This window comes from Oleiagrimonas sp. C23AA (assembly GCF_011759385.1).
Taxonomy (GTDB): domain Bacteria; phylum Pseudomonadota; class Gammaproteobacteria; order Xanthomonadales; family Rhodanobacteraceae; genus Oleiagrimonas.
Genome location: NZ_JAARLY010000009.1, coordinates 1 through 19667, shown reverse-complemented (window position 1 = coordinate 19667; position 19667 = coordinate 1). Strand labels below are relative to the sequence as shown.

Annotated in this window: 17 protein-coding genes; 12 read left to right on the top strand and 5 right to left on the bottom strand. The window is 63.1% G+C overall.

Going from position 1 to position 19667, the window contains the following annotated elements; genetic code table 11:
- The first annotated feature begins 58 nt into the window (after positions 1-58).
- The 3 genes from uxaC (at position 59) to manD (ending at position 4106) form a co-directional block, all read left to right on the top strand.
- On the top strand, positions 59-1471 hold the full coding sequence (gene uxaC / locus HBF24_RS14325) for a glucuronate isomerase (protein WP_206064356.1): 1413 nt from the start codon (positions 59-61) through the stop codon (positions 1469-1471).
- 95 nt (positions 1472-1566) lie between these two features.
- Positions 1567-2877: a mannitol dehydrogenase family protein gene (locus HBF24_RS14320; protein ID WP_167174232.1), complete on the top strand. Its 1311-nt coding sequence runs from the start codon at positions 1567-1569 to the stop codon at positions 2875-2877.
- The gene (gene manD / locus HBF24_RS14315) at positions 2874-4106 is read left to right on the top strand and encodes a D-mannonate dehydratase ManD (RefSeq protein ID WP_167174229.1); all 1233 of its coding nucleotides are present in this window, start codon (positions 2874-2876) and stop codon (positions 4104-4106) included. The genes HBF24_RS14320 and manD overlap by 4 nt, the downstream gene beginning before the upstream one ends.
- Positions 4107-4160: 54 nt before the next feature.
- Here manD and HBF24_RS14310 read toward each other — a convergent pair whose 3' ends face one another.
- The 5 genes from HBF24_RS14310 to HBF24_RS14290 form a co-directional block, all read right to left on the bottom strand.
- Positions 4161-5159, bottom strand: a complete 999-nt coding sequence (locus HBF24_RS14310) for a LacI family DNA-binding transcriptional regulator (RefSeq protein WP_343162774.1) — start codon at positions 5157-5159, stop codon at positions 4161-4163.
- Positions 5160-5344: 185 nt separating this feature from the next.
- Positions 5345-6520, bottom strand: coding sequence for a hypothetical protein (locus tag HBF24_RS14305; RefSeq protein WP_167174223.1), 1176 nt, complete (start codon positions 6518-6520; stop codon positions 5345-5347).
- Positions 6521-6681: 161 nt separating this feature from the next.
- Entirely contained in the window at positions 6682-7695 is a 1014-nt protein-coding gene (gap, locus tag HBF24_RS14300) for a type I glyceraldehyde-3-phosphate dehydrogenase (RefSeq protein ID WP_167174220.1), read from the bottom strand.
- A gap of 126 nt (positions 7696-7821) precedes the next feature.
- Positions 7822-8262: a sulfur transferase domain-containing protein gene (locus tag HBF24_RS14295; RefSeq protein WP_167174217.1), complete on the bottom strand. Its 441-nt coding sequence runs from the start codon at positions 8260-8262 to the stop codon at positions 7822-7824.
- Positions 8263-8394: 132 nt separating this feature from the next.
- The gene (locus HBF24_RS14290; RefSeq protein ID WP_167174613.1) at positions 8395-8697 is read right to left on the bottom strand and encodes a metalloregulator ArsR/SmtB family transcription factor; all 303 of its coding nucleotides are present in this window, start codon (positions 8695-8697) and stop codon (positions 8395-8397) included.
- A 194-nt stretch (positions 8698-8891) separates the two neighbouring features.
- Here HBF24_RS14290 and HBF24_RS14285 point away from each other — a divergent pair, with 194 nt between their 5' ends.
- The 9 genes from HBF24_RS14285 to HBF24_RS14245 all read left to right on the top strand — a co-directional run bounded on the left by HBF24_RS14285 (position 8892) and on the right by HBF24_RS14245 (position 19532).
- Positions 8892-10166 carry an FAD-dependent oxidoreductase gene (locus HBF24_RS14285; RefSeq protein ID WP_167174214.1) on the top strand — a complete coding sequence of 425 codons (1275 nt, stop codon included), beginning with the start codon at positions 8892-8894 and terminating at the stop codon, positions 10164-10166.
- Between the two features lie 46 nt (positions 10167-10212).
- On the top strand, positions 10213-10419 hold the full coding sequence (locus tag HBF24_RS14280) for a DUF2892 domain-containing protein (protein ID WP_167174211.1): 207 nt from the start codon (positions 10213-10215) through the stop codon (positions 10417-10419).
- 59 nt (positions 10420-10478) lie between these two features.
- Positions 10479-11567 (top strand): efflux RND transporter periplasmic adaptor subunit, encoded by a 1089-nt coding sequence (locus HBF24_RS14275; RefSeq protein ID WP_167174208.1) that lies wholly within the window; start codon positions 10479-10481, stop codon positions 11565-11567.
- Entirely contained in the window at positions 11564-14857 is a 3294-nt protein-coding gene (locus HBF24_RS14270; RefSeq protein WP_167174205.1) for an efflux RND transporter permease subunit, read from the top strand. Before HBF24_RS14275 ends, HBF24_RS14270 begins: the two co-directional genes overlap by 4 nt.
- Positions 14850-15311: an OsmC family protein gene (locus HBF24_RS14265; RefSeq protein WP_167174202.1), complete on the top strand. Its 462-nt coding sequence runs from the start codon at positions 14850-14852 to the stop codon at positions 15309-15311. Before HBF24_RS14270 ends, HBF24_RS14265 begins: the two co-directional genes overlap by 8 nt.
- 75 nt (positions 15312-15386) lie before the next feature.
- Complete coding sequence (locus HBF24_RS14260) at positions 15387-16247, top strand: S1/P1 nuclease (protein ID WP_167174199.1); 861 nt, start codon at positions 15387-15389, stop codon at positions 16245-16247.
- A gap of 117 nt (positions 16248-16364) precedes the next feature.
- A complete protein-coding gene (gene pyk / locus HBF24_RS14255; protein WP_167174196.1) occupies positions 16365-17834 on the top strand; it encodes a pyruvate kinase in 1470 nt (489 codons plus the stop codon).
- A 109-nt stretch (positions 17835-17943) separates the two neighbouring features.
- The gene (locus tag HBF24_RS14250; RefSeq protein WP_167174193.1) at positions 17944-18381 is read left to right on the top strand and encodes an energy transducer TonB; all 438 of its coding nucleotides are present in this window, start codon (positions 17944-17946) and stop codon (positions 18379-18381) included.
- Positions 18382-18524: 143 nt separating this feature from the next.
- Complete coding sequence (locus tag HBF24_RS14245; RefSeq protein ID WP_167174190.1) at positions 18525-19532, top strand: class I fructose-bisphosphate aldolase; 1008 nt, start codon at positions 18525-18527, stop codon at positions 19530-19532.
- Positions 19533-19667: the final 135 nt, after the last annotated feature.

Sequence of the window (19667 nt, the reverse complement as noted above, 5' to 3'; positions counted from 1 at the left end):
CGTCGACATGCCGTTGCGGCGGCGTCGATCCATGTAGCTCATACAAATGAGACCCTTGGTGAAAATCGAACTATCCGAAGATCGTCTGTTTCCTGTCGATGCAGGTACCCGCAAGATTGCGCGCTCGCTTTATGAGCGCGTGGCCGATCTTCCCATCATCTCGCCGCATGGGCATGTCAGCCCCGTGCTGTTGCTGGATGACAGGCCTTTTGCCGATCCGGCCGAATTGTTTATCCGTCACGATCATTACGTGACACGAGTGATGCACTCGATGGGCGTCGACTTTAGCCGGCTGGGTATCCCGGATCGCCGGGGGGGCGATGAACCGGCCTCGCCGCGCGAGGCATGGAAAACGTTCTGCGAGCACTGGCATGCTTATGCCGGCACCGCCTCGGGCTACTGGCTGACGGATGTCTTCGTACGCCTTTTTGGTATCGATGAGGCACCGTGCGCCGACAATGCCGATATGCTTTTCGACACCATCCAGCAGGCCTTGCAGCAGACATCGTTCCGGCCGCGTGCCCTGTTCGATCGTTTCAACATAGAGGTGTTGGCAACCACGGACGATCCACTCGATACGCTAATCCCGCATCGCGCCTTGGCCCAGGATCAGAGCTTCAAGGGACGGGTGATACCTACCTTTCGCCCGGATGCCTATCTGGACCCGATGGCGGAGGGATGGCGCGAGCGGGTCTTCGCTCTGCTTGATGCGTCCGATGCGACAGGTACCGATTACCTGGCCTATATCGACGCCCTGGAAGTGCAGCGTCAGCGTTTCATCGAGATGGGTGCGGTCTCCGCTGACCACGGCGTCAGGCAACCGTTGACGGTTGAGATGGGACGTATGGAAGCCGCGGCACTATTCGATGCAGGGATGAAGGGCAAGCTGGATAAAAAGGATGCCGTTCGGTTTGCTGGCCATATGCTGATGGAGATGGCACGCATGAGCGTGCAGGATGGATTGGTAATGACCATCCATCCGGGTGTTTATCGCAATCATCACAATGAGACCCTCGAACATTATGGCCGTGACATGGGACATGACATTCCCGTGCGCACGCGTTTTGCGCAATCGCTGCGCCCTCTGCTGGAGCGCTATGGCACTGCCGCGGGTTTCCATCTGGTCCTGTTCACCGTTGATGAGACCAACTTCTCGCGCGAAATTGCACCGCTTGCAGGGTGTTATCCCAGCGTTTACATTGGCGCGCCATGGTGGTTCCTGGATGCGCCCGACGCGGTGCAACGCTTTCGTTCGGCAGTGACCGAGACGGCGGGTTTCTACAAAAGCTCGGGCTTCATCGATGATACCCGTGCCTTCCTGTCCATCCCGGCAAGGCATGACATGTCCCGCCGACTGGATGCATCGTTCCTTGCCCGCCTAGTCGGCGAGGGGCGGTTGCCCAGGGCCATGGCCGAGCGCGTCATGATCGATTTGGTTGACACCATGCCGCGCAAGGTGTTCAAGCTTTGAATGGCGGCGGCGATTCGAATCTGCCCAGACTGGGACGAGCTGCGCTTGCTGGCAGGGGGCGGCGGGTGCCGAGCCCTCCGGCGCGGATCGTGCACATGGGACTGGGAGCCTTTCATCGCGCACATCAAGTCTGGTACACCGACACGTGTTCGCAGGCCTGGGGCATCGCTGCGTTTACCGGACGCCGGCCTGTGGTCGCGCAGCGTCTTTCGGCACAGGATGGACTCTACACGCTTGTCGAGCGCGGCCCTGAGGGTGATAGCGCCCGCATCATTACCAGTCTGGTCGAAGCGGCTGACGGTGCGGACATGACCAGGTTCGGCAGCTTGTTAGCGTCTTCGCAAACGGCTGTGGTGACATTGACGGTGACTGAGGCCGGCTATCACCTCACACCCGATGGCTCGCTTGATATGCATAGCCCGGCCATACAGGCCGATTTGGCGGCACTGCGGTCGGATGTCGCGGAACCAAGGACCGCGCCTGGCCGGCTGGTGCTGGGTATGCGCCAACGCATGCGACATGGGGGCGGCCCCCTGGCTGTCGTGCCTTGTGACAATCTGCCTGACAACGGACGCCATGTTGCAAAGGCGTTGGCGACGCTGGGTGACAGCGTGGATCAGGGGTTGGGTCGATGGATTGAGCAACAGGTATCGTGCGTTTCGACATCGGTCGACCGCATCACCCCCTCCATTAGCGACAAAGAGAAGGTACGGCTTGGTGCCATGCATGGTTGGCGCGATACGGCGGTTGTGGTCACCGAGCCGTTCCATGACTGGGTGCTGTGTGGTCAGTTTCCCGCGGGGCGCCCGCCATGGGAGTTTGCCGGCGCCCGCTTCGTAGACGATATCGGACCCTTCGAGCGGCGCAAGCTTTGGTTGCTCAATGGTGCGCACAGCTTGCTGGCCTGCGCCGGTCCACTGCTTGGTCACGATACCGTGGCGCAAGCTATCAGCGATCCGCATCTGCGAGGTTTGGTGCAGGCTTTCTGGGGCGAGGCCTCACGACACTTGCCCGCCGACGCAGTGAATACAACCGGTTATTGTGGCGCGCTGATCCAGCGATTCTCGAATGAACGCATCTGTCACGCGTTGGATCAGATCGGCAGGGATAGCCTGACCAAGTTGCAGGTGCGTGTGGTTCCGGTAGCCGAGGCCGAGCGCGCCATTGGTCGTGAGGCGGGCGCTTGCGCGCGAGTCATAGCTTGCTGGATAGCTCTGTGGTGCCGGCGAATGGCGTCACCTGATGCACGTGAAGCGGCGATTCGTGCGGCAATGGCCACACCAGGCGATGCGGTGTCGGCGCTGATTGACCTTGTGAGTCCGCACCTGGCCCGTGATGCCGCATTCACCCATCAAGTGCGGCAGGTCCTTGCCCTCCTTCCTTCCGTTTCGGGTTTCCGCTCATGATCATTGATCGCGCCGAAGTCATCGTCACCAGCCCTGATCGCAATTTTGTCACCCTGAAGTTGACCACTGAAGAAGGACTCAGCGGTTTGGGCGATGCCACGCTCAACGGTCGTGAGCTGGCGGTGGTGAGTTACCTCAGAGACCATGTCGTGCCGATATTGGTCGGGCGTGATGGAAGCTGCATCGAAGATACTTGGCAGTTCCTGTATCGAGGTGCGTACTGGCGCCGGGGACCAATCACGATGGCAGCCATCGCCGCCGTCGATATGGCATTGTGGGACATCAAGGGCAAGGCCGCCGGTATGCCTGTATATCAGTTACTCGGTGGTGCCTCGCGACGCGGCTTGCTGGCCTATGGCCATGCGTCGGGCAAGTCACAGGAAGAATTGTTCGACTCCATACGGGCGCACCTTGAAAAGGGCTATCACGCCATTCGCGTGCAGACCGGCGTGCCGGGTCTGAAAGCCATCTACGGTATTGCTTCCAATGCCACAAATGTGGTTGGCCAGCGTTATGACCATGAACCGGCACAGCGCGGGGCCTATCCCCGTGAGGAAGACTGGGATACCCGAGCCTATCTTCGCCATCTGCCGGGTGTGTTCGAGGCTGTGCGCAACGAGTTTGGGCCGGAACTCCCATTGCTGCATGATGGCCATCACCGCATGACGCCAATTCAGGCGGCCAAGCTGGGCAAAGCCCTGGAACCTTACGACCTGTTTTGGCTGGAGGACTGTACTCCCGCGGAAAACCAGGAGGCCCTGCGCCTGGTACGCCAGCACACGACCATTCCGCTGGCCATTGGTGAGATCTTCAATACGGTTTGGGACTATCAGCAGATCATCCGCGAGCAACTGATCGACTACGTGCGTAGTGCCGTGACCCATACCGGAGGTATTTCGCATCTGAAGAAGGTGCTTGAATTCGCCGCGCAGTACCAGATTAAGTCCGGCATGCACGGTCCTACGGATATTTCACCGGTGGGCATGGCCGCCGCCATGCACTTGGGGCTTGCGATCCACAATTTCGGCATTCAGGAATACATGCAGCACAGCGAGAACGCCCATCGAGTATTCCAGCAATCGTTCACATGGCGAGACGGCATGCTACATCCTGGCGACAAGCCGGGCCTCGGTGTTGAACTGGATCGTGATGAGGCCGGCAAGTACCCGTATCAGCGGGCCTATCTTCCATATAATCGTTTGGCGGATGGGACGATTCATGACTGGTGAAAACAGCGCCATTGAATGCAGCTGTCCTCGTGCTGCGCCCATGTTGTTGGCACTCTAGGCCACGATGCTGTCTGTCGATTCACGTTTGCATAGTGTGTAAGGCACGGTCCTCATGTGTCCTTCACCGCCTTCAAGTGTGTTGAGCAACTGGTCGGCAGCAATTCTCCCCATATCCCGATTGGGCTGACGTACCGTGGTCAGTGGGGGCCAGACCTGTTCGGCCATCGGGGAATCGTCAAAGCCGCACACGGATATGTCATTGGGCACCATCAGACCATGGTGAGCAGCTTCCCACATCACACCAGTAGCCATTTCATCGTTCGCCGCAAAAATGGCAGTAGGGCGCTTGCGAGAAGCAAATAGGGTGCGTGCGGCCATGACGCCTGATGAGAAAGTGAATTGCCCCTGCACGACAAGGGACGTGTGATAGCGTATTCCGGCCAGGCGGAGCCCCTCCCGATATCCGTCCAGTCGCCATTTGGCTGCGCTGTGTGACATGCGCCCGGTAACGTGTGCAATACGGCGATGTCCGAGCTCGACAAGGTACGAGGTGATCTCACATGCCGCGGCGCTCTCGTCCATAGTTACGCCGATGTTTTCTGCCGGGTCATGCGGCAGGACACACGAGAACGGAATGCCTCGGTCTTTCAGAGTGCGCAGCAGCTCACCGCATTCAGTAAGCGGAGGCGTGAGGATCAGGCCGTCAGGGCGACGCTTGTGCACCAGAGACATGGTCCGCTCGGCGATGTCGGGAGCATTGGAATCCAGTGGCTTGACCATCATGCCGAAGTTGCGCGGCTCGCAGGCATCAAGGACGCCGGTAAGCGTTTCCATGACGTAGCTCTGGGATGGATTGTCATAAAGCAAGGCCACCAGAAAAGAGCGATTCGAGGCCAGGCTTCGTGCTGAAAGGTTGGGGTGGTACTGCAACGACTGAACGGCGGCCAATACCTTTTCACGGGTCTTGGCGCGCACATTGGGCTCATTGTTGAGAACGCGCGAGACGGTCTTTTGCGATACGCCGGCTACCCGCGCCACATCGTCTTGTGCCACATCGCCTATTCGTATCCGCATCGGTCGTCGTCCTTCACCAAAAGTCGGGTGGACTGCCGTTTAGAGCGCCTTGCAGTGTGGGTCTTTGCGAGGCGCCATGGGCCGTCCAAGCGCCTGATCATTCTAACATCCGACATATGCGGATGACGGGCAGATGGGGTGCGCAACCTGCCTGAAGGAAGACTTCAGACGATGTGCGAGTCCAGGCTGTCGGCCTTGCCGTCCCAGGGCTGGAAGTAGCTGCGTGAGCGCTTGACGGCGTGGTCGGGCCCGCGTCGGGTCATTTTCAGCGCCGCCTTGCCCTCCAGCCACAGCGAGGTGAGGTTGACGATGCGCTCCTCGCGACACAGCAGGCCGTGATCGGCGACGTTCGAGAAGGCGGCCAGGGTCACGCCCTTGATGGCTGCGCTGCGCAGCGGCACGCGGCCATCACCGGAGGTGTCGCCCTGGGCATGGGCAAAATCGAACCAGTTCGGATTGCGCGTGTTGCGGGTCTGTACCGGCAGCGTTTGCAGCGTGGGATGGCCGGTGCCGCACAGCACCAGCACCTTGTCCGAGGCCTTGGCCATGGCGGCATCGCTGAGCAACGGCGCGCGGCTTTGACCGGGGTACCTTGCTCCGCCCCCGCCCACGAAGGCGCCGGCGTTGCGCAGGAAGGCGTCGCTAAATTCCGGCGCCTGGCGCACGTTGGCCTGCCAGTTGTCCGGGTCGAACAGGTCCAGCGGCCGGCCGTCCTCATCCACCGCGGCGTCCTCCCACGAGGGCGTCATCTGGTAGACCGAGGGGAAGGTGCGTGCCAGTCGGCGGTGATCTTCATCGGAGCCGAACAGGCCATCCTTTTCGCCCACCACCAGCGCATACGGCGCCCCCAGTGAGCCGCGAAAGGGCGGCGCGACAAAGACAATACGGCCGATGCCTTCAAACGGACTTTTTTCATTGGCCAAGCCCAGCGCAGAGCGCAGCAATAGGCCGCCCATGGAGTGTGTAACGAACGACAGTGTGCCGGTGCGGCCGGCGGCCTGTTCGCGGCCACGGATCACCTGCATGTGGCGCACCAGACGCTCGGCGCAATGCTCCATCGGCTTGCGCCAGTCGTAGGTGTGCACGTAGACCGGTTCGGGGGCCTTCCAGTGCCGCAGCTTGTCGAGCATGGCGCCGTAGGCATAGCGGATCACGCGGCTGGGGCGCATCCAGTGGCCATCGACCGCGTCGTATTCGCCTTCGGTCAGGGCCATGTCCATCGGGTTTTCGACGATGTCGCCGATGGTCATGTCCTCCAGGCTCCAGCGGTGCGGCCAGCTCAGCGGATAGGTATCGACAAGCTCCGAGCCTTTGATGCCGGGCAGGAAAATGATGGCCATGGCGCGCGGATCCGTGTGGCGATGGGGGAGCGCCAGCCTAGCGCATGTAGGGTGCAGGTCCAGTGAGCGGGCAAAGAAAAACCCGCACGCGTGACAGCGTGCGGGTTTTCCAAGGGTGAAGCTCGCGACGCTGGCGCCACGGATGCTCGATGAGGCGCGCTTTACGCGGCGGCCATCAGCGCCTTGGCCATGTCCAGCATGCGGTTGGAGAAGCCCCACTCGTTGTCGTACCAGGACAGCACCTTGACCATGGTGCCGCCCATCACGCGCGTTTGCGTGGCGTCATAGGTGGAAGAGGCGGGATTGTGGTTGAAGTCGACCGACACCAGCGGTTTGGTGTTGACGTCCAGGATGCCCTTCAACGGGCCGTGGGCGGCCTCGTTGATGGCCGCGTCGATCTCTTCCTTGCTGGTTTCGCGCGAGGCGACGAAGGTCAGGTCGACCACCGATACGTTGATGGTCGGCACGCGCATGGCAAAGCCGTCCAGCCTGCCATTGAGCTCGGGCAGCACCAGGCCGACGGCGGCGGCGGCGCCGGTCTTGGTCGGGATCTGGCTGTGCGTGGCCGAACGGGCGCGACGCAGATCCTTGTGATAGACGTCGGTCAGCACCTGGTCGTTGGTGTAGGAATGGATGGTGGTCATCAGGCCGTGCACGATGCCGATCTTCTCGTGCAGCACCTTGGCCAGCGGCGCCAGGCAATTGGTGGTGCAGCTGGCGTTGGAGATGACCTCATCGGAGGCCTTGATCTGGTCGTGGTTGACGCCGTAGACGAAGGTGCCGTCGACGTCCTTGCCGCCCGGCGCGGAAATGATCACCTTCTTGGCGCCACCGGCGATGTGTGCCTTGGCCTTTTCCTTGGTGGTGAACAGGCCGGTGCACTCGGCGACCACGTCCACGCCCAGCTCGCCCCAGGGCAGCTTGGACGGATCGCGCTCGGCCAGCACCTTGATGCGATCGCCATTGACGACCAGGTCGCCGCCTTCGACGCTGACTTCGCCCGGGAACTTGCCATGGGCGGTGTCGTACTGGGTCAGGTGGGCGTTGGTCTCGGCGTCGCCCAGGTCATTGATGGCGACGATCTGGAATTCGTCGGTGCGGCCGGATTCGTACAGCGCGCGCAGAATGTTGCGACCGATGCGGCCGTAGCCGTTGATGGCGACCTTGATGGGCATGAGACAGCGTCCTCCAGTTCGATGACGGGTAGGGCGGCCGCACGACGGAACGCGGCCACCAAAGACACTATGTTAGCTCGATCTGTGCGCATGCTCATCCCGATCGGGCATAAGTGCCAAACGCATTCAGGCGCCAAGCAGCTGGCGTACCGCCGGCTCCATCTGCTGCAGACTGGCGCCACGGCCGATTTCAATGGCCTGGCATGTGTCGGCACCGTCGACCCAGGCTGACTTCAAGGCCAGCAGTGCGGCGGCGCGCTGACCATCGGCGCAATGCATCAGCACGGGGCGGCGGATATGGCGGGCCAGGGTAGCCGCCAGTACGTGGGCGGCCCAGTGTGTCAGCCCCGAGGAGCCCGACACGGGAAGCTGCACATAGTCCATGCCCAGCGAGTGGACCACGGCCTGTTCATCCCATCCGGTGGGCAATTCCTCATCCGGGCACAGATTGATGACGCACCCACCGCCGTTGGCGGCAAAGATGCTCAGCGTGGCCGGGTCGGGCTGACCGGCGCAGGTGACGAGGCCTTCACGGGTCGTGGAGAAATGACTGGAAAGGGCAGGCATGACTTGGCTCCGAGAATGTCGGGTAGTTTAGTCAAATCTAAATTAGAGAATGCTTAATTTTCCCGCTCGCGTTTCGGGATCAGTGCGTCAGCATGCCGATGTGCTTATGGGGACCATGCGATCGGCGAGCCCCTAGAAGCTGTGGCCGGGCGCCGGCTGGCAGAAGTTTTCGTAGAGCACGCTAATGATTTGCCGCGCTGGCCCATCGGCCAGCTCATACCAGATGGTCTGGGCCTCGCGCCGGGTGTGCACCAGGCCTTCCTCGCGCAGCCGGGCCAGGTGTTGGGACAGGGCCGACTGGCTTAGCGCGGGTATGCGCTCGTTGAGCTGGCTGACGGACAGCTCCTGTCCATAAAGAAGACATAACAGGCGCAATCGCTGTGGGTTGCCAATGGCCTTGAGAAGGCGCGCTGCCTCGGCCGTTTTTTCCTGCATGGCGTGGTCGATGTCGGACGGAAGCTGCACGTAAGTGGGCTCGTTGCTTGACCGGTGTGGTGACTGTGGCCCGGCCATCATGTCACGTTTGATTTATTAGTCAACGCTAATTTAGAATATGCGCATGTCATAACGTGACTGGTTCCGGGGCGCCGAGGCGGGCTCCGGTGGCGTGGGTCGGAGGAGGCACGGTCATGAGTCATGTCGTTGTTCTTGGCGCGGGTCTGGGTGGTGCCGCGGCCGCGTACGAGCTTCGTGCGCGTCTGGGTCGCGAGCATCGTGTCACGTTGGTGGGGGCCGGGCCGCATTTCAGCTTTACACCCTCCAATCCCTGGGTGGCGATCGGCAAGCGTGAGCCGGCAGACATCCAGGTCGATCTGACCGATCCGATGCAGCGCCACCGCATCGATTTCGTGCCGGTGGCCGCCAGCAAGGTGGTGCCGTCGGAGAATCATCTGCTGCTGGTGGACGGCCAGCGGCTGGACTATGATTATCTGGTAATCGCCACTGGTCCGCGTCTGGCCTTCGATGAGGTGCCGGGTCTGGGGCCGGAGTCCGGCTTCACGCAGTCGATCTGTACCACCGGACACGCCGAGCGCGCCTGGCACACGTATCAGGATGAATTCCTCAAGGCGCCAGGACCCGTCGTGGTCGGCGCCGTGCAGGGCGCCAGTTGCTTTGGTCCGGCCTACGAGTTCGTGATGATCGTTGATGCCGATTTACGGCGGCGGCGTATCCGCGATCAGGTGCCCATCACCTATGTCACGCCTGAGCCGTATGTTGGTCACATGGGGCTTGGCGGGGTGGGTGACTCCAAGGGCTTGATGGAGTCGGAGCTGCGCAAGCGCGACATCAAGTGGATCTGCAACGCCAAGGTCTCGCAGATCAGCGCTGACAGCATGGCCGTGACGGAAGTCGACGCTGGTGGCCAGACGGTGCGCGAACACGCGCTGGCCTTCAGCTACGCCATGTTGCTGCCGGCCTTCACCGGTGTCGAGGCGGTGCGTGGGGTGGAGGGCCTGGTCAATCCACGTGGCTTCGTGTTGATCGATCCGCAGCAACGCAATCCGACCTATCACAACGTCTACGCGGCGGGCGTGTGTGTGGCCATCCCGCCGGTCGAGCCCACTCCCGTGCCCACGGGGGCGCCGAAGACCGGATTCATGATCGAGTCGATGGTCACCGCCATTGCCGACAACATCTGTGCGGAACTGGAAGGCCGCCAGCCGCAGGCGCGTGCCACCTGGAATGCCATTTGCCTCGCCGACATGGGCGATACCGGTGCCGCGTTCGTGGCGCTGCCGCAGATACCGCCACGCAACGTCACCTGGGCCCGGGTCGGCAAATGGGTGCACCTGGCCAAGGTGGCCTTCGAGAAGTACTACCTGCGCAAGGTGCGCAGCGGCAATACCGAACCGGTTTACGAGAAATACGTATTGAAGGCGCTGGGCATCCTGCGCCTGAAATAGTCCCTGGCTGGCAACGGCCCGTGCATGAAGTGGTGGAGATACATCGATGAACATCGACCGTTTCGTTCTTGGATTTGCCGGCACCATGGTGCTGATCAGTGTGCTGCTGGCCTATCTGGTGTCGCCGTGGTGGCTGTGGCTGGCCGTGTTTGTGGGGGCCAATTTGTTGCAGTCCTCGTTTACGGGCTTCTGTCCGCTGGCGCGCATCCTGCGCCGGCTGGGCATGCATCCAGGCTGTGCCTTTCCAGGATGAGTGGGCAGGTGGCCTGCATGTGCTCCCTGCTCTTCGCGTGACCAAGTCAAGGATTTTTCATGAACCGTATCGTGCGAACCGCTCTGGCCGCGTGCGCGCTGTCGAGTCTGGTGGCCTGTTCCAAGCATCCGGCGGCGTCTGGTGGCGAGGCGGCAGCGCCCCATCTGCCCACGCTCACCGTGGTGGCCGAGCACGCCAGCCGCGAGCAGACCTGGGATGGCGTGGTCGAGGCGGTCAACCATGTCACCATGACGGCGCAGACCAACGCACGCGTACTCGAGCTGCCGCATGATGTGGGCGATACGGTGAAGGCGGGCGATGTGCTGGTGCGCTTCACCGATATCGAGCAAAAATCGGCCCATTCGGCGGCACAGGCGCAAATTGCCTCGGCGCGGGCCTCTTACGTCAACGCCCAGGCGCACTACCAGCGCATTGCCGCCATCTACGACAAGCACCTGGTTTCCAAATCCGACCTGGACCAGGCGCTGAGTGCGCGCAACGCGGCCCTTGCAGCGCTGCGCGCGGCCGAGGCCAACTCGCGCGAGGTCGGCCAGCGGGTCGACTACACCGTGGTGCGCGCGCCATTCGATGGCGTCGTCACGCACCGTTACGTGCACGTCGGTGAGGCGGTGCAGGCCGGTCCCCCCTCGCCGCAGAAGCTGATCGGGCTGGAGTCGTTGAAAAACCTGCGTGTCACGGTGCCGATTCCGCAAAGCGCCATGTCCGCCATCGAGCGCAACCACACGGCCCAGGTGCTGCTGGACGGACGTCCCGGTCAGCGCGTCAGCGTCGATCGTATGGTGCTGGTGCCTTATGCCGACCCGCAGACACATACCTTCGATGTGCGGCTGGATCTATCAGGCGAGCACGCAGGCCTTTATCCGGGCATGACCGTCAAGGTGGCCTTCGCCGTGGGCAGCACGCAGCGCTTGCTGGTTCCCGCCTCGGTGCTATGGCACCAGGGTGAGGTTCGTGCGGTATACGTGCTTGAGGGTGACACCGTGTTGCTGCGTCAGGTACGCACCGGCGAGCACTATGGCGACCACGTCGAAGTGCTCTCGGGACTGCACGCCGGGGACAAGGTGGTGACCGATCCGGCGGCGGCCATGCATTGGCTGGCCACTCGCCATGCGGATGCCAGCTCATGAGTGGCAAGCTGGGCTTTGCCGGACGCATCGCGCGCGCTTTCCAGGCCTCGCCGCTGACGCCGATCCTGGCCATCGCCGCGCTGTTGCTGGGCCTGACCGCGGCGCTGATCACGCCACGCGAGGAGGAGCCGCAGATCGACGTGACCATGGCCAACGTCATGGTGCCGTTTCCCGGTGCCGACGTGCACGATGTGGAAAACCTGGTCACCTATCCACTGGAGAAGAAGCTTTCCGAGCTTGAGGGTATCAAGCACGTGTATTCGGTGAGTCGGCCCGGCATGGCCATGATCACCGTGGAGTTCAAGGTCGGCGTGCCGCGGCAGACCGCCATCGTGCGTCTGTACAACCAGGTGTTCCAGAACCGTGACTTCGTGCCGCAGGGACTGGGTGTGGGGCAGCCGCTGATCCGGCCGATGGGCATCGACGATGTGCCGGTGATGGGACTGACGCTGTGGAGTGACGATACCCAGCGCAGTCCGACACAACTGGCCGAAGTGGCACACTCGCTGGAAACCGTGCTCAAGCGCATCAAGGGCACGCGTGATGTGTACACCATTGGCGCGCCGGAGCGGGCCGTGGTGGTTGAGCTGGAGCCGGCCAAGCTGGCCGCCTACGGCCTGTCGATGGGCGATCTCTCCAGCGCGCTGAAGGCGGCCAATCTGGTGACCCAGGCCGGCGATCGGGTCAGTGGCGACCGTGACATACCGGTCACCGCCGGCACCTTCCTGGCCGACGCGCAGCAGGTCCGCCAGCTGGTGATCGGTCTGAAGAACGGGCAGCCGGTATTCCTCTCCGACGTGGCCCGTGTCCACCGTGGGGCGGATCTGCCGTCCCGTTACGTCTGGTATGGCACACCGAAGGGCAAGGGTGGCCCGGCCACGGGCCAGGCGCCAGCGGTCACCATCGCCATCGCCAAGAAGTCCGGTACCAACGCGGCCGACATCACCTCGGCCGTCGAACAGCGCCTGAAAACCCTGCGTGGGCAGATCATTCCCAGCGACGTGCATGTCGCGATTACACGCGATTATGGCAAGAGCGCCACGGACAAGGCCGATGGTCTGCTGCTGCATCTGCTGCTGGCGACGCTGTCGGTGGTCCTGCTGGTGATCTTCGCGCTGGGTTGGCGCGAGGGGCTGGTGGTGGGCACTGCGGTCATCATCACGCTGATGCTGACCCTGTTCGCCTCGTGGGCGATGGGTTTCACCATCAACCGCGTGTCGCTGTTCGCGCTGATCTTTTCCATCGGCATTCTGGTCGACGATGCCATCGTGGTGGTGGAGAACATCCACCGGCACATGGCGCTGGGTGGTCGCAGCTTGCGCAAGGCCATTCCCGAAGCGGTGTCGGAAGTGGGCGGCCCGACCATCCTGGCCACGTTCACGGTGATTGCGGCGCTGCTGCCCATGGCGTTTGTGTCCGGCCTGATGGGGCCTTACATGCGGCCGATCCCGATCAATGCATCGGCCGGCATGCTGCTGTCGCTGGCGGTGGCGCTGGTGGTGACACCCTGGCTGGCGTTGCGTCTGCTGCGCCACGACCGAGGTTCTGGCCACGATAAGGGGCGCAGTGACCAGTCCAATCAGGATGCCGTCTCCAGCCACGCCGGTCCGGCGCCCGGCAGCCGCCTGCATCGGGTGTTCCAGAAGGTCATGCGGCCGTTTGTCGAGGGCGACAAGTCCGTACGCCGTCGACGTCTGCTGTTCGCTGCCATGGGTGCCCTGGTGCTGGGTGCGGCGGGGTTGGTGGTGGTCAAGGCGGTGATTCTGAAAATGCTGCCGTTCGACAACAAGTCCGAGTTTCAGGTGGTGGTCGACATGCCCGAAGGCACCACCCTGGAAACCACCAATGCCTTGCTGGAGAAACTCTCACGGGTCGTGGCCAGGGTGCCCGAGGTGAAGGCTTGGCAAGGCTATGCCGGCACGGCCTCGCCGATCACCTTCAACGGCCTGGTGCGCCAGTATTACCTGCGCTCGGGGCCCGACGTGGGTGACCTTCAGGTGGAACTGGTGAGCAAGCATGATCGTTCGCGGCAAAGTCACGCCATTGCGCTGGCGGTGCGGCCACAGCTGCAGAAAATTGCCGCGCAATACGGCGCTTCGCTGAAGGTGGTCGAGGTACCACCAGGGCCGCCGGTGCTGGCCCCGATCGTGGCCGAGATCTACGGCCCGGATTACGCCACGGTCCGAAATATCGCCAACGGCGTGGAGAAGGATTTCCGGGCCAACAAGGACATCGTGGATGTCGACACCAGCGTGGAGGCCAACTCGCCGCGCGATGTGGTGGTGGTGGATCGCGAGCGGGCCGCGCAGTTGGGTTTGAGTCAGGCCAGCATTGCGCAGGCGCTGCGCACTGCGCTGTCGGGCGACGATGCCACTTACCTGATGGATGGTCATGCGCGCTACGCGGTGCCGGTGAGGTTGCGGCTGTCGGCCGCCGATCAGGCCTCGCTCAGCCAGCTGCTGGCGCTGCGCGTGCGTGCGCAAAGTGGCAAGCTGGTGCCGCTGTCGGAGGTGGTGTCGGTGCATCCGGCCAACTGGGAAAAGGCCATCTACCACAAGGATCTGCTGCCTTATGCCTACGTCACCGGCGACGATGCCGGTGCCACCGACAGCCCGCTTTACGGCATGTTCGCGCTGGTCGGCAAGCTCGATCACGACAAGGTGGACGGGCACAAGCTGGCGCAGTCGTTCATCGAGCAGCCGGCCAATACCAGCCAGTACGCGGTCAAGTGGGACGGCGAATGGCAGATCACCTACGAGACCTTCCGTGACATGGGGCTGGCCTATTCGGTGGGCTTGATCCTGATTTACCTGCTGGTGGTGGGCCAGTTCAAAAGCTATGTGGTGCCGCTGATCATCATGGCGCCGATCCCGCTGACGGTGATCGGCGTGATGCCGGGCCACGCCTTGCTGGGCGCGCAGTACACCGCCACCTCGATGATCGGCATGATCGCGCTGGCCGGCATCATCGTGCGCAACTCGATCTTGCTGATCGACTTCATCAACCAGGCGGTGGCCGCGGGGCGGCCGTTGCGCGAGGCAGTGATCGAAGCTGCCGCGGTGCGTGCCAAGCCGATCGTGTTGACCGCGGTGGCGGCCATGCTCGGCGGCTTTTTCATCCTGGATGATCCGATCTTTCAGGGCCTGGCGGTATCGCTGATCTTCGGCATCCTGGTATCGACGGTGCTTACCCTGCTGGTGATTCCCCTGCTTTACTACGCATGGCTGAACCGGCGTGGCGAGGCGTCGGCCTTGCCGGGTGCGTCCACCGAGGAGTCATCCCGTGAGTGAGTTACCGGACATACAGCGTTTCAGGCTATCGCTGAGCCAGTTGCAGGACTACCGATTCGAGGTGCGTTTCAATGACACTTCGGCGGCCAGCCTCGTCACCGACGAGCCGCCGCCGCTGGGCGAGGGAGTCGGCCCCAATCCGTCGCGGCTGCTGGCTGCGGCGGTGGCCAACTGTCTGGCCGCCAGCCTGCTGTTCGCCACGCGCAAGTTCCACGACGACCCAGGCATGCTGGATGCGCAAGTGGAAGTTGAGCTGAGTCGCAACGAACAGCGGCGCTGGCGCATCACCCACATCGATGTGCATCTGGCCATGGAGCAGGAGGCCTCGCAAATGGCGCATCTGCAAAAGGCGCTGGCGCAGTTCGAGGATTTTTGCGTGGTCACGCAAAGCGTGCGTCAGGGCATCGCCATCGATGTGCACGTCAACGATGCCAAGGGGGCTGTTCTGCGCTGACTGGTGTAAAAGGGATGTCGCATGGCTATGGCATACTCGCGCGTTTGAATATTCGCCATCCCGAGTAGCCAACCCATGCGCCGTCTGCCCCGGTTTTTGCTTGTTCCCGTCATCGCCCTTGCCTTCGCCGCGCCTGCCATGGCGTGGGGGCCGGAAGGTCATGCCATGATTGCCGACATAGCCCAGGCCCACCTGGACCCGGCCGCGGCCGCCCAGGTGCGCAAGCTGCTGGCACTGGAGGGCGATACGCACCTGGATCAGGTTTCCTCCTGGGCCGACGCCATCCGTCGCGACCAGCCGCAGACCGGACCCTGGCATTACGTGGACATCCCGCTGGCTGACCGCCACTATCACGCTGCCCGCGACTGCAAGGACAGTGATTGCGTGGTCGCGCGCATTCCCTATTTCGCGCACATTCTGGCCGATCGCTCGGCCAGCCCCGCCCGACGTCTGGAAGCGCTCAAATGGGTGGTGCACCTGGTCGGTGACATCCATCAGCCGTTGCACGCCGAGGATGATCACGACAAGGGCGGCAACGATGTGAAGCTGGACTACTTCGGTCGTCACACCAACCTGCACCGCATGTGGGACAGTGCCGTGATCGAGCATGCGCTCCACGTGCACGTCAATCGCGACTACACCTTCGATCACCAGGTGATGCGCGATCGCGCCCGCAAGCTGGATGCCGATATCACGCCGGCCGAGCGCCTCAAGTGGGCGCCCCAATCCCGTGATCTGCACAAGGATGCGGTGCGCTGGGCCGATGGCTCGCACGCGCTGGCGCGCGGTGTCGCCTACGCCGATCTGCCGCCGGCCTCCAAGCGCACGCACGGCTGGTCCAAGCGCTATCAGGCCGAGGCCTGGCCGGTAATCAAGCAACGCCTGCAGAAGGCCGGCGTGCGTCTGGCCGCGGTGCTGAACCAGACGCTCGGGTAATGGTCCGACCTTGAGGTGGTGTACCGTACGGAACACCACCATGAGACGGCCATGGGATCGCTACCATGCATAATCTGAATGGCTGCCATACCCTCGTGCTTGTGCTAATTTTTGCCGATGACTGATACACAACTTCGCCGCACCAAGATCCTCGCCACCCTCGGCCCCGCCACCGATGCTCCCGGCATGCTGGTCAGCATTCTGGAAAGCGGTGTCGATGTGGTACGCCTGAACCTTTCCCACGGCACGCCCGACGATCATCGCGAGCGCGCCGCCGCCGTGCGCGCTGCCGCCGAAAAGGTTGGGCGCGAGGTCGGCATCCTGGCCGATCTGCAGGGTCCGAAGATCCGTATCGAGAAATTTGCCGACGGTCCCGTGCAGCTGCAGGCTGGCGCCTCGTTCACGCTGGACTGCCGCGATGATGCGCCGGATGGTGACCAGACACGCGTGGGCTGCAGCTACCTGGGCCTGCCCAACGACGTCGAGCCGGGTGACATCCTGCTGCTGGACGATGGTCTGGTCGCGCTGGAAGTGGAAAAGGTCGAGGCACCGCAGATTCACTGCAAGGTGTCCGTGCCGGGCAAGTTGTCCAACCGCAAGGGCCTGAACCGCCAGGGCGGCGGCCTCAGCGTCGATGCACTGTCTGACAAGGACAAGGCCGATATCAAGCTGGCCGCCGAACTGGGCGCCGACTTCTTGGCCGTGTCGTTCGTGCGCACCGCGCAGGACATGCACAACGCGCGCCGCCTGCTGCGCGAGGCCGGTGGCGAGGCCGCGCTGGTCTCCAAGATCGAGCGTGCCGACGCCATTCCGGTGCTGGGCGAGATCATCGACGCATCCGACGTGGTGATGGTGGCGCGCGGCGATCTGGGCGTGGAAATCGGCGATGCCGAGCTGCCCGGCCTGCAGAAGAAGATCATCCGTGAATCGCTGCAGCGCAACCGCGCGGTGATCACCGCCACGCAGATGCTGCAGTCGATGGTCGAGGCGCCGATCCCGACCCGTGCCGAGGTACTGGACGTGGCCAATGCGGTCATCGACGGTACCGACACCGTGATGCTGTCGCAGGAAACCGCGGCCGGCGCGCACCCGGATACCGCAGTGCAGGCCATGCGCCGTATCTGCCTGGGCGCCGAGCGCCAGTTCGAGCCGCACGATGAGCTGACTGCCACCGCGCATCAGCTGGACCGCGCCGATCAGGCCATCGCCCTGGCCACCATGTTCCTGGCCGGTCGCCTGAAGCCGCGCGCGATCATCTCGCTGACCGAGTCCGGCGCTACCGCGCAGTGGCTGTCGCGCTATCGCTTCTCGGTGCCGATCTATGCGCTCTCGCCCAGTGCTTCGGCGCGCCGTCGCATGCTGCTGCTGCGTGACGTGCGTCCGGTGGCCTTCCAGCACGACACCACCGACCCGGTGCAATCGGCGCGCGCCGCCGTGCAGCACCTGTTCGAGCTGGGCAAGCTGGCCGAAGGCGATCGCGTGCTGCTCACCCACGGCGACAACATCGGTCGCTTCGGTGGCACCAACACCTTGAAGCTGCTGCAGGTCGGGGCCGACGGCATCGCCGACAGCCTGCGTCACCTGTAAGTCGCAGCGCAAAGTCACTGCGCCTGCCTTGTGCAGGCGTGGTGTGCGCCATCCGTGAGTGAGAATAGTAGACTTGGGGCAAACCCGGTCCGACCACGGAGGCCCCATCATGAAACGTTTTTCTTTCGGCGCATTGTCCGCCCTGGCTCTGGCCGTCGGCCTGAGCGCGCCCGCTCTGGCGCAGACCACCACCGTGGCCCCCGACAAGGTGGCCAACTACTGGGAGCTGACCGGCTCGTCATGGGACGCGATGGTGCCCAACTTCGGTCAGAACATCGACAAGCCAGGCTGCGTGGCGGTGACCTACACCATCGGCGCCGACGGCGTGCCCCGCAATGTGCGCGCAGCCAAGGTTGTGCCCAAGGGCGATCTGGGCAAGGTGGCCGTGAGCCTGGTCAAGAATTTCCGCTACCAGGCCAGTGACAGCAACAGTGCCGGCGTGCCGGTGCACACCTATTACGTGGTGCCGTTCAACGTGAAGACGCTGTCCAAGCCGCAGCGCGAGAAGGTGGTGGCGCAGTGTCATCTGCCGGGTTTCGACGGCTGATCGCGCCTGGCGGCATGTGGTGGTCGGTTTCTGTCGCGCCCTGACCTATAATCGGCCGCCTTCCCGCCACGTGTGTGCGCGTAGATGCAGGCGTGCCCGGCGTCGGCGGACTGCGGTTTTCGCATCCGACCCACGGAGTTGTCATGAGCATCGAAGATCTTGAAAGCATCGCCCAGGCGATGGTGGCCCCCGGCAAGGGCATCATTGCCATCGATGAGTCGACCACGACCATTGCCAAGCGATTCAAGGCAGTCGGTATCGAGAACACCGAAGAGCATCGTCGCGCCTACCGCGAGATGCTGCTGACCAGCCCGAAGCTCTCCGAGCATATCTCCGGCGCCATCCTGTACGACGAGACCCTGCGCCAGTCGGCCGCCGATGGTCGTTCCCTTGTGCAGGTGATGAACGATGCGGGCATCATTCCGGGCATCAAGGTGGACAAGGGCGCCCACCCGTTGGCCGGGTGCCCGGGCGAGAAGGTCACCGAAGGGCTGGATGGCCTGCGTGCGCGCCTGGACGAGTACGTGCGCATGGGCGCCAAGTTCGCCAAATGGCGCGCCGTGATTGCCATCACCGAGACCACGCCCAGTTCCACCTGCATCGAGGCCAACTGTCATGCCCTGGCGCGCTACGCGGCGCTGTGCCAGGAAGCGGGTCTGGTGCCGATGGTCGAACCCGAAGTCCTGATGGACGGCGACCACGATCTTGACGTGTGCTACGAAGTGACCGAAGCCACATTGCGCAGTCTGTTCGGCGCGCTGTACGAGCACAACGTGATGCTGGAAGGCGCCATCCTGAAGGCATCGATGGTGGTTTCCGGTGCCGGTTGCCCGGAGCAGGCCGACGTCGACGATGTCGCCGATGCCACCGTGCGCTGCCTCAAGGCGACGGTGCCGGCGCTGTTGCCGGGAATCGTGTTCCTGTCCGGCGGCCAGAGCGACGAACGTGCCACCGCTCATCTGAATGCCATGAACCGGCTCGGCCCGCATCCGTGGCCGCTGTCGTTCTCTTATGGCCGCGCCATGCAGCAGGCGGCGCTCAAGCTCTGGGCCGACGACATGAAGGGCAATTATGCCGCCGCCCAGGCCACCGTGGCAGAGCGTGCACGCGACAACGGTCGCGCGGCCCTGGGCCAGTGGGAAGGCAGCTGAGCGCGGGTAGTTGCTCGCCATGGCAAGTAAAAAAAGGCGCCCCACGTGAACTGACCCTATAAAGTTGGACAGTTGAAGCGGCTAAGCCACCAAGGGCTGGGTTCTGTACTGCACAGGACTCAGCCCTTTCAGTTT

Coding starts and splice junctions, on each gene's coding strand:
- HBF24_RS14320 (WP_167174232.1), top strand. CDS start 1,567: ATGGGACTGGGAGCCTTTCATCGCGCACATCAAGTCTGGTACACCGAC.
- manD (WP_167174229.1), top strand. CDS start 2,874: ATGATCATTGATCGCGCCGAAGTCATCGTCACCAGCCCTGATCGCAAT.
- HBF24_RS14305 (WP_167174223.1), bottom strand. CDS start 6,520: ATGGCCATCATTTTCCTGCCCGGCATCAAAGGCTCGGAGCTTGTCGAT.
- gap (WP_167174220.1), bottom strand. CDS start 7,695: ATGCCCATCAAGGTCGCCATCAACGGCTACGGCCGCATCGGTCGCAAC.
- HBF24_RS14295 (WP_167174217.1), bottom strand. CDS start 8,262: ATGCCTGCCCTTTCCAGTCATTTCTCCACGACCCGTGAAGGCCTCGTC.
- HBF24_RS14290 (WP_167174613.1), bottom strand. CDS start 8,697: ATGCAGGAAAAAACGGCCGAGGCAGCGCGCCTTCTCAAGGCCATTGGC.
- HBF24_RS14285 (WP_167174214.1), top strand. CDS start 8,892: ATGAGTCATGTCGTTGTTCTTGGCGCGGGTCTGGGTGGTGCCGCGGCC.
- HBF24_RS14280 (WP_167174211.1), top strand. CDS start 10,213: ATGAACATCGACCGTTTCGTTCTTGGATTTGCCGGCACCATGGTGCTG.
- HBF24_RS14275 (WP_167174208.1), top strand. CDS start 10,479: ATGAACCGTATCGTGCGAACCGCTCTGGCCGCGTGCGCGCTGTCGAGT.
- HBF24_RS14270 (WP_167174205.1), top strand. CDS start 11,564: ATGAGTGGCAAGCTGGGCTTTGCCGGACGCATCGCGCGCGCTTTCCAG.
- HBF24_RS14260 (WP_167174199.1), top strand. CDS start 15,387: ATGCGCCGTCTGCCCCGGTTTTTGCTTGTTCCCGTCATCGCCCTTGCC.
- pyk (WP_167174196.1), top strand. CDS start 16,365: ATGACTGATACACAACTTCGCCGCACCAAGATCCTCGCCACCCTCGGC.
- HBF24_RS14250 (WP_167174193.1), top strand. CDS start 17,944: ATGAAACGTTTTTCTTTCGGCGCATTGTCCGCCCTGGCTCTGGCCGTC.
- HBF24_RS14245 (WP_167174190.1), top strand. CDS start 18,525: ATGAGCATCGAAGATCTTGAAAGCATCGCCCAGGCGATGGTGGCCCCC.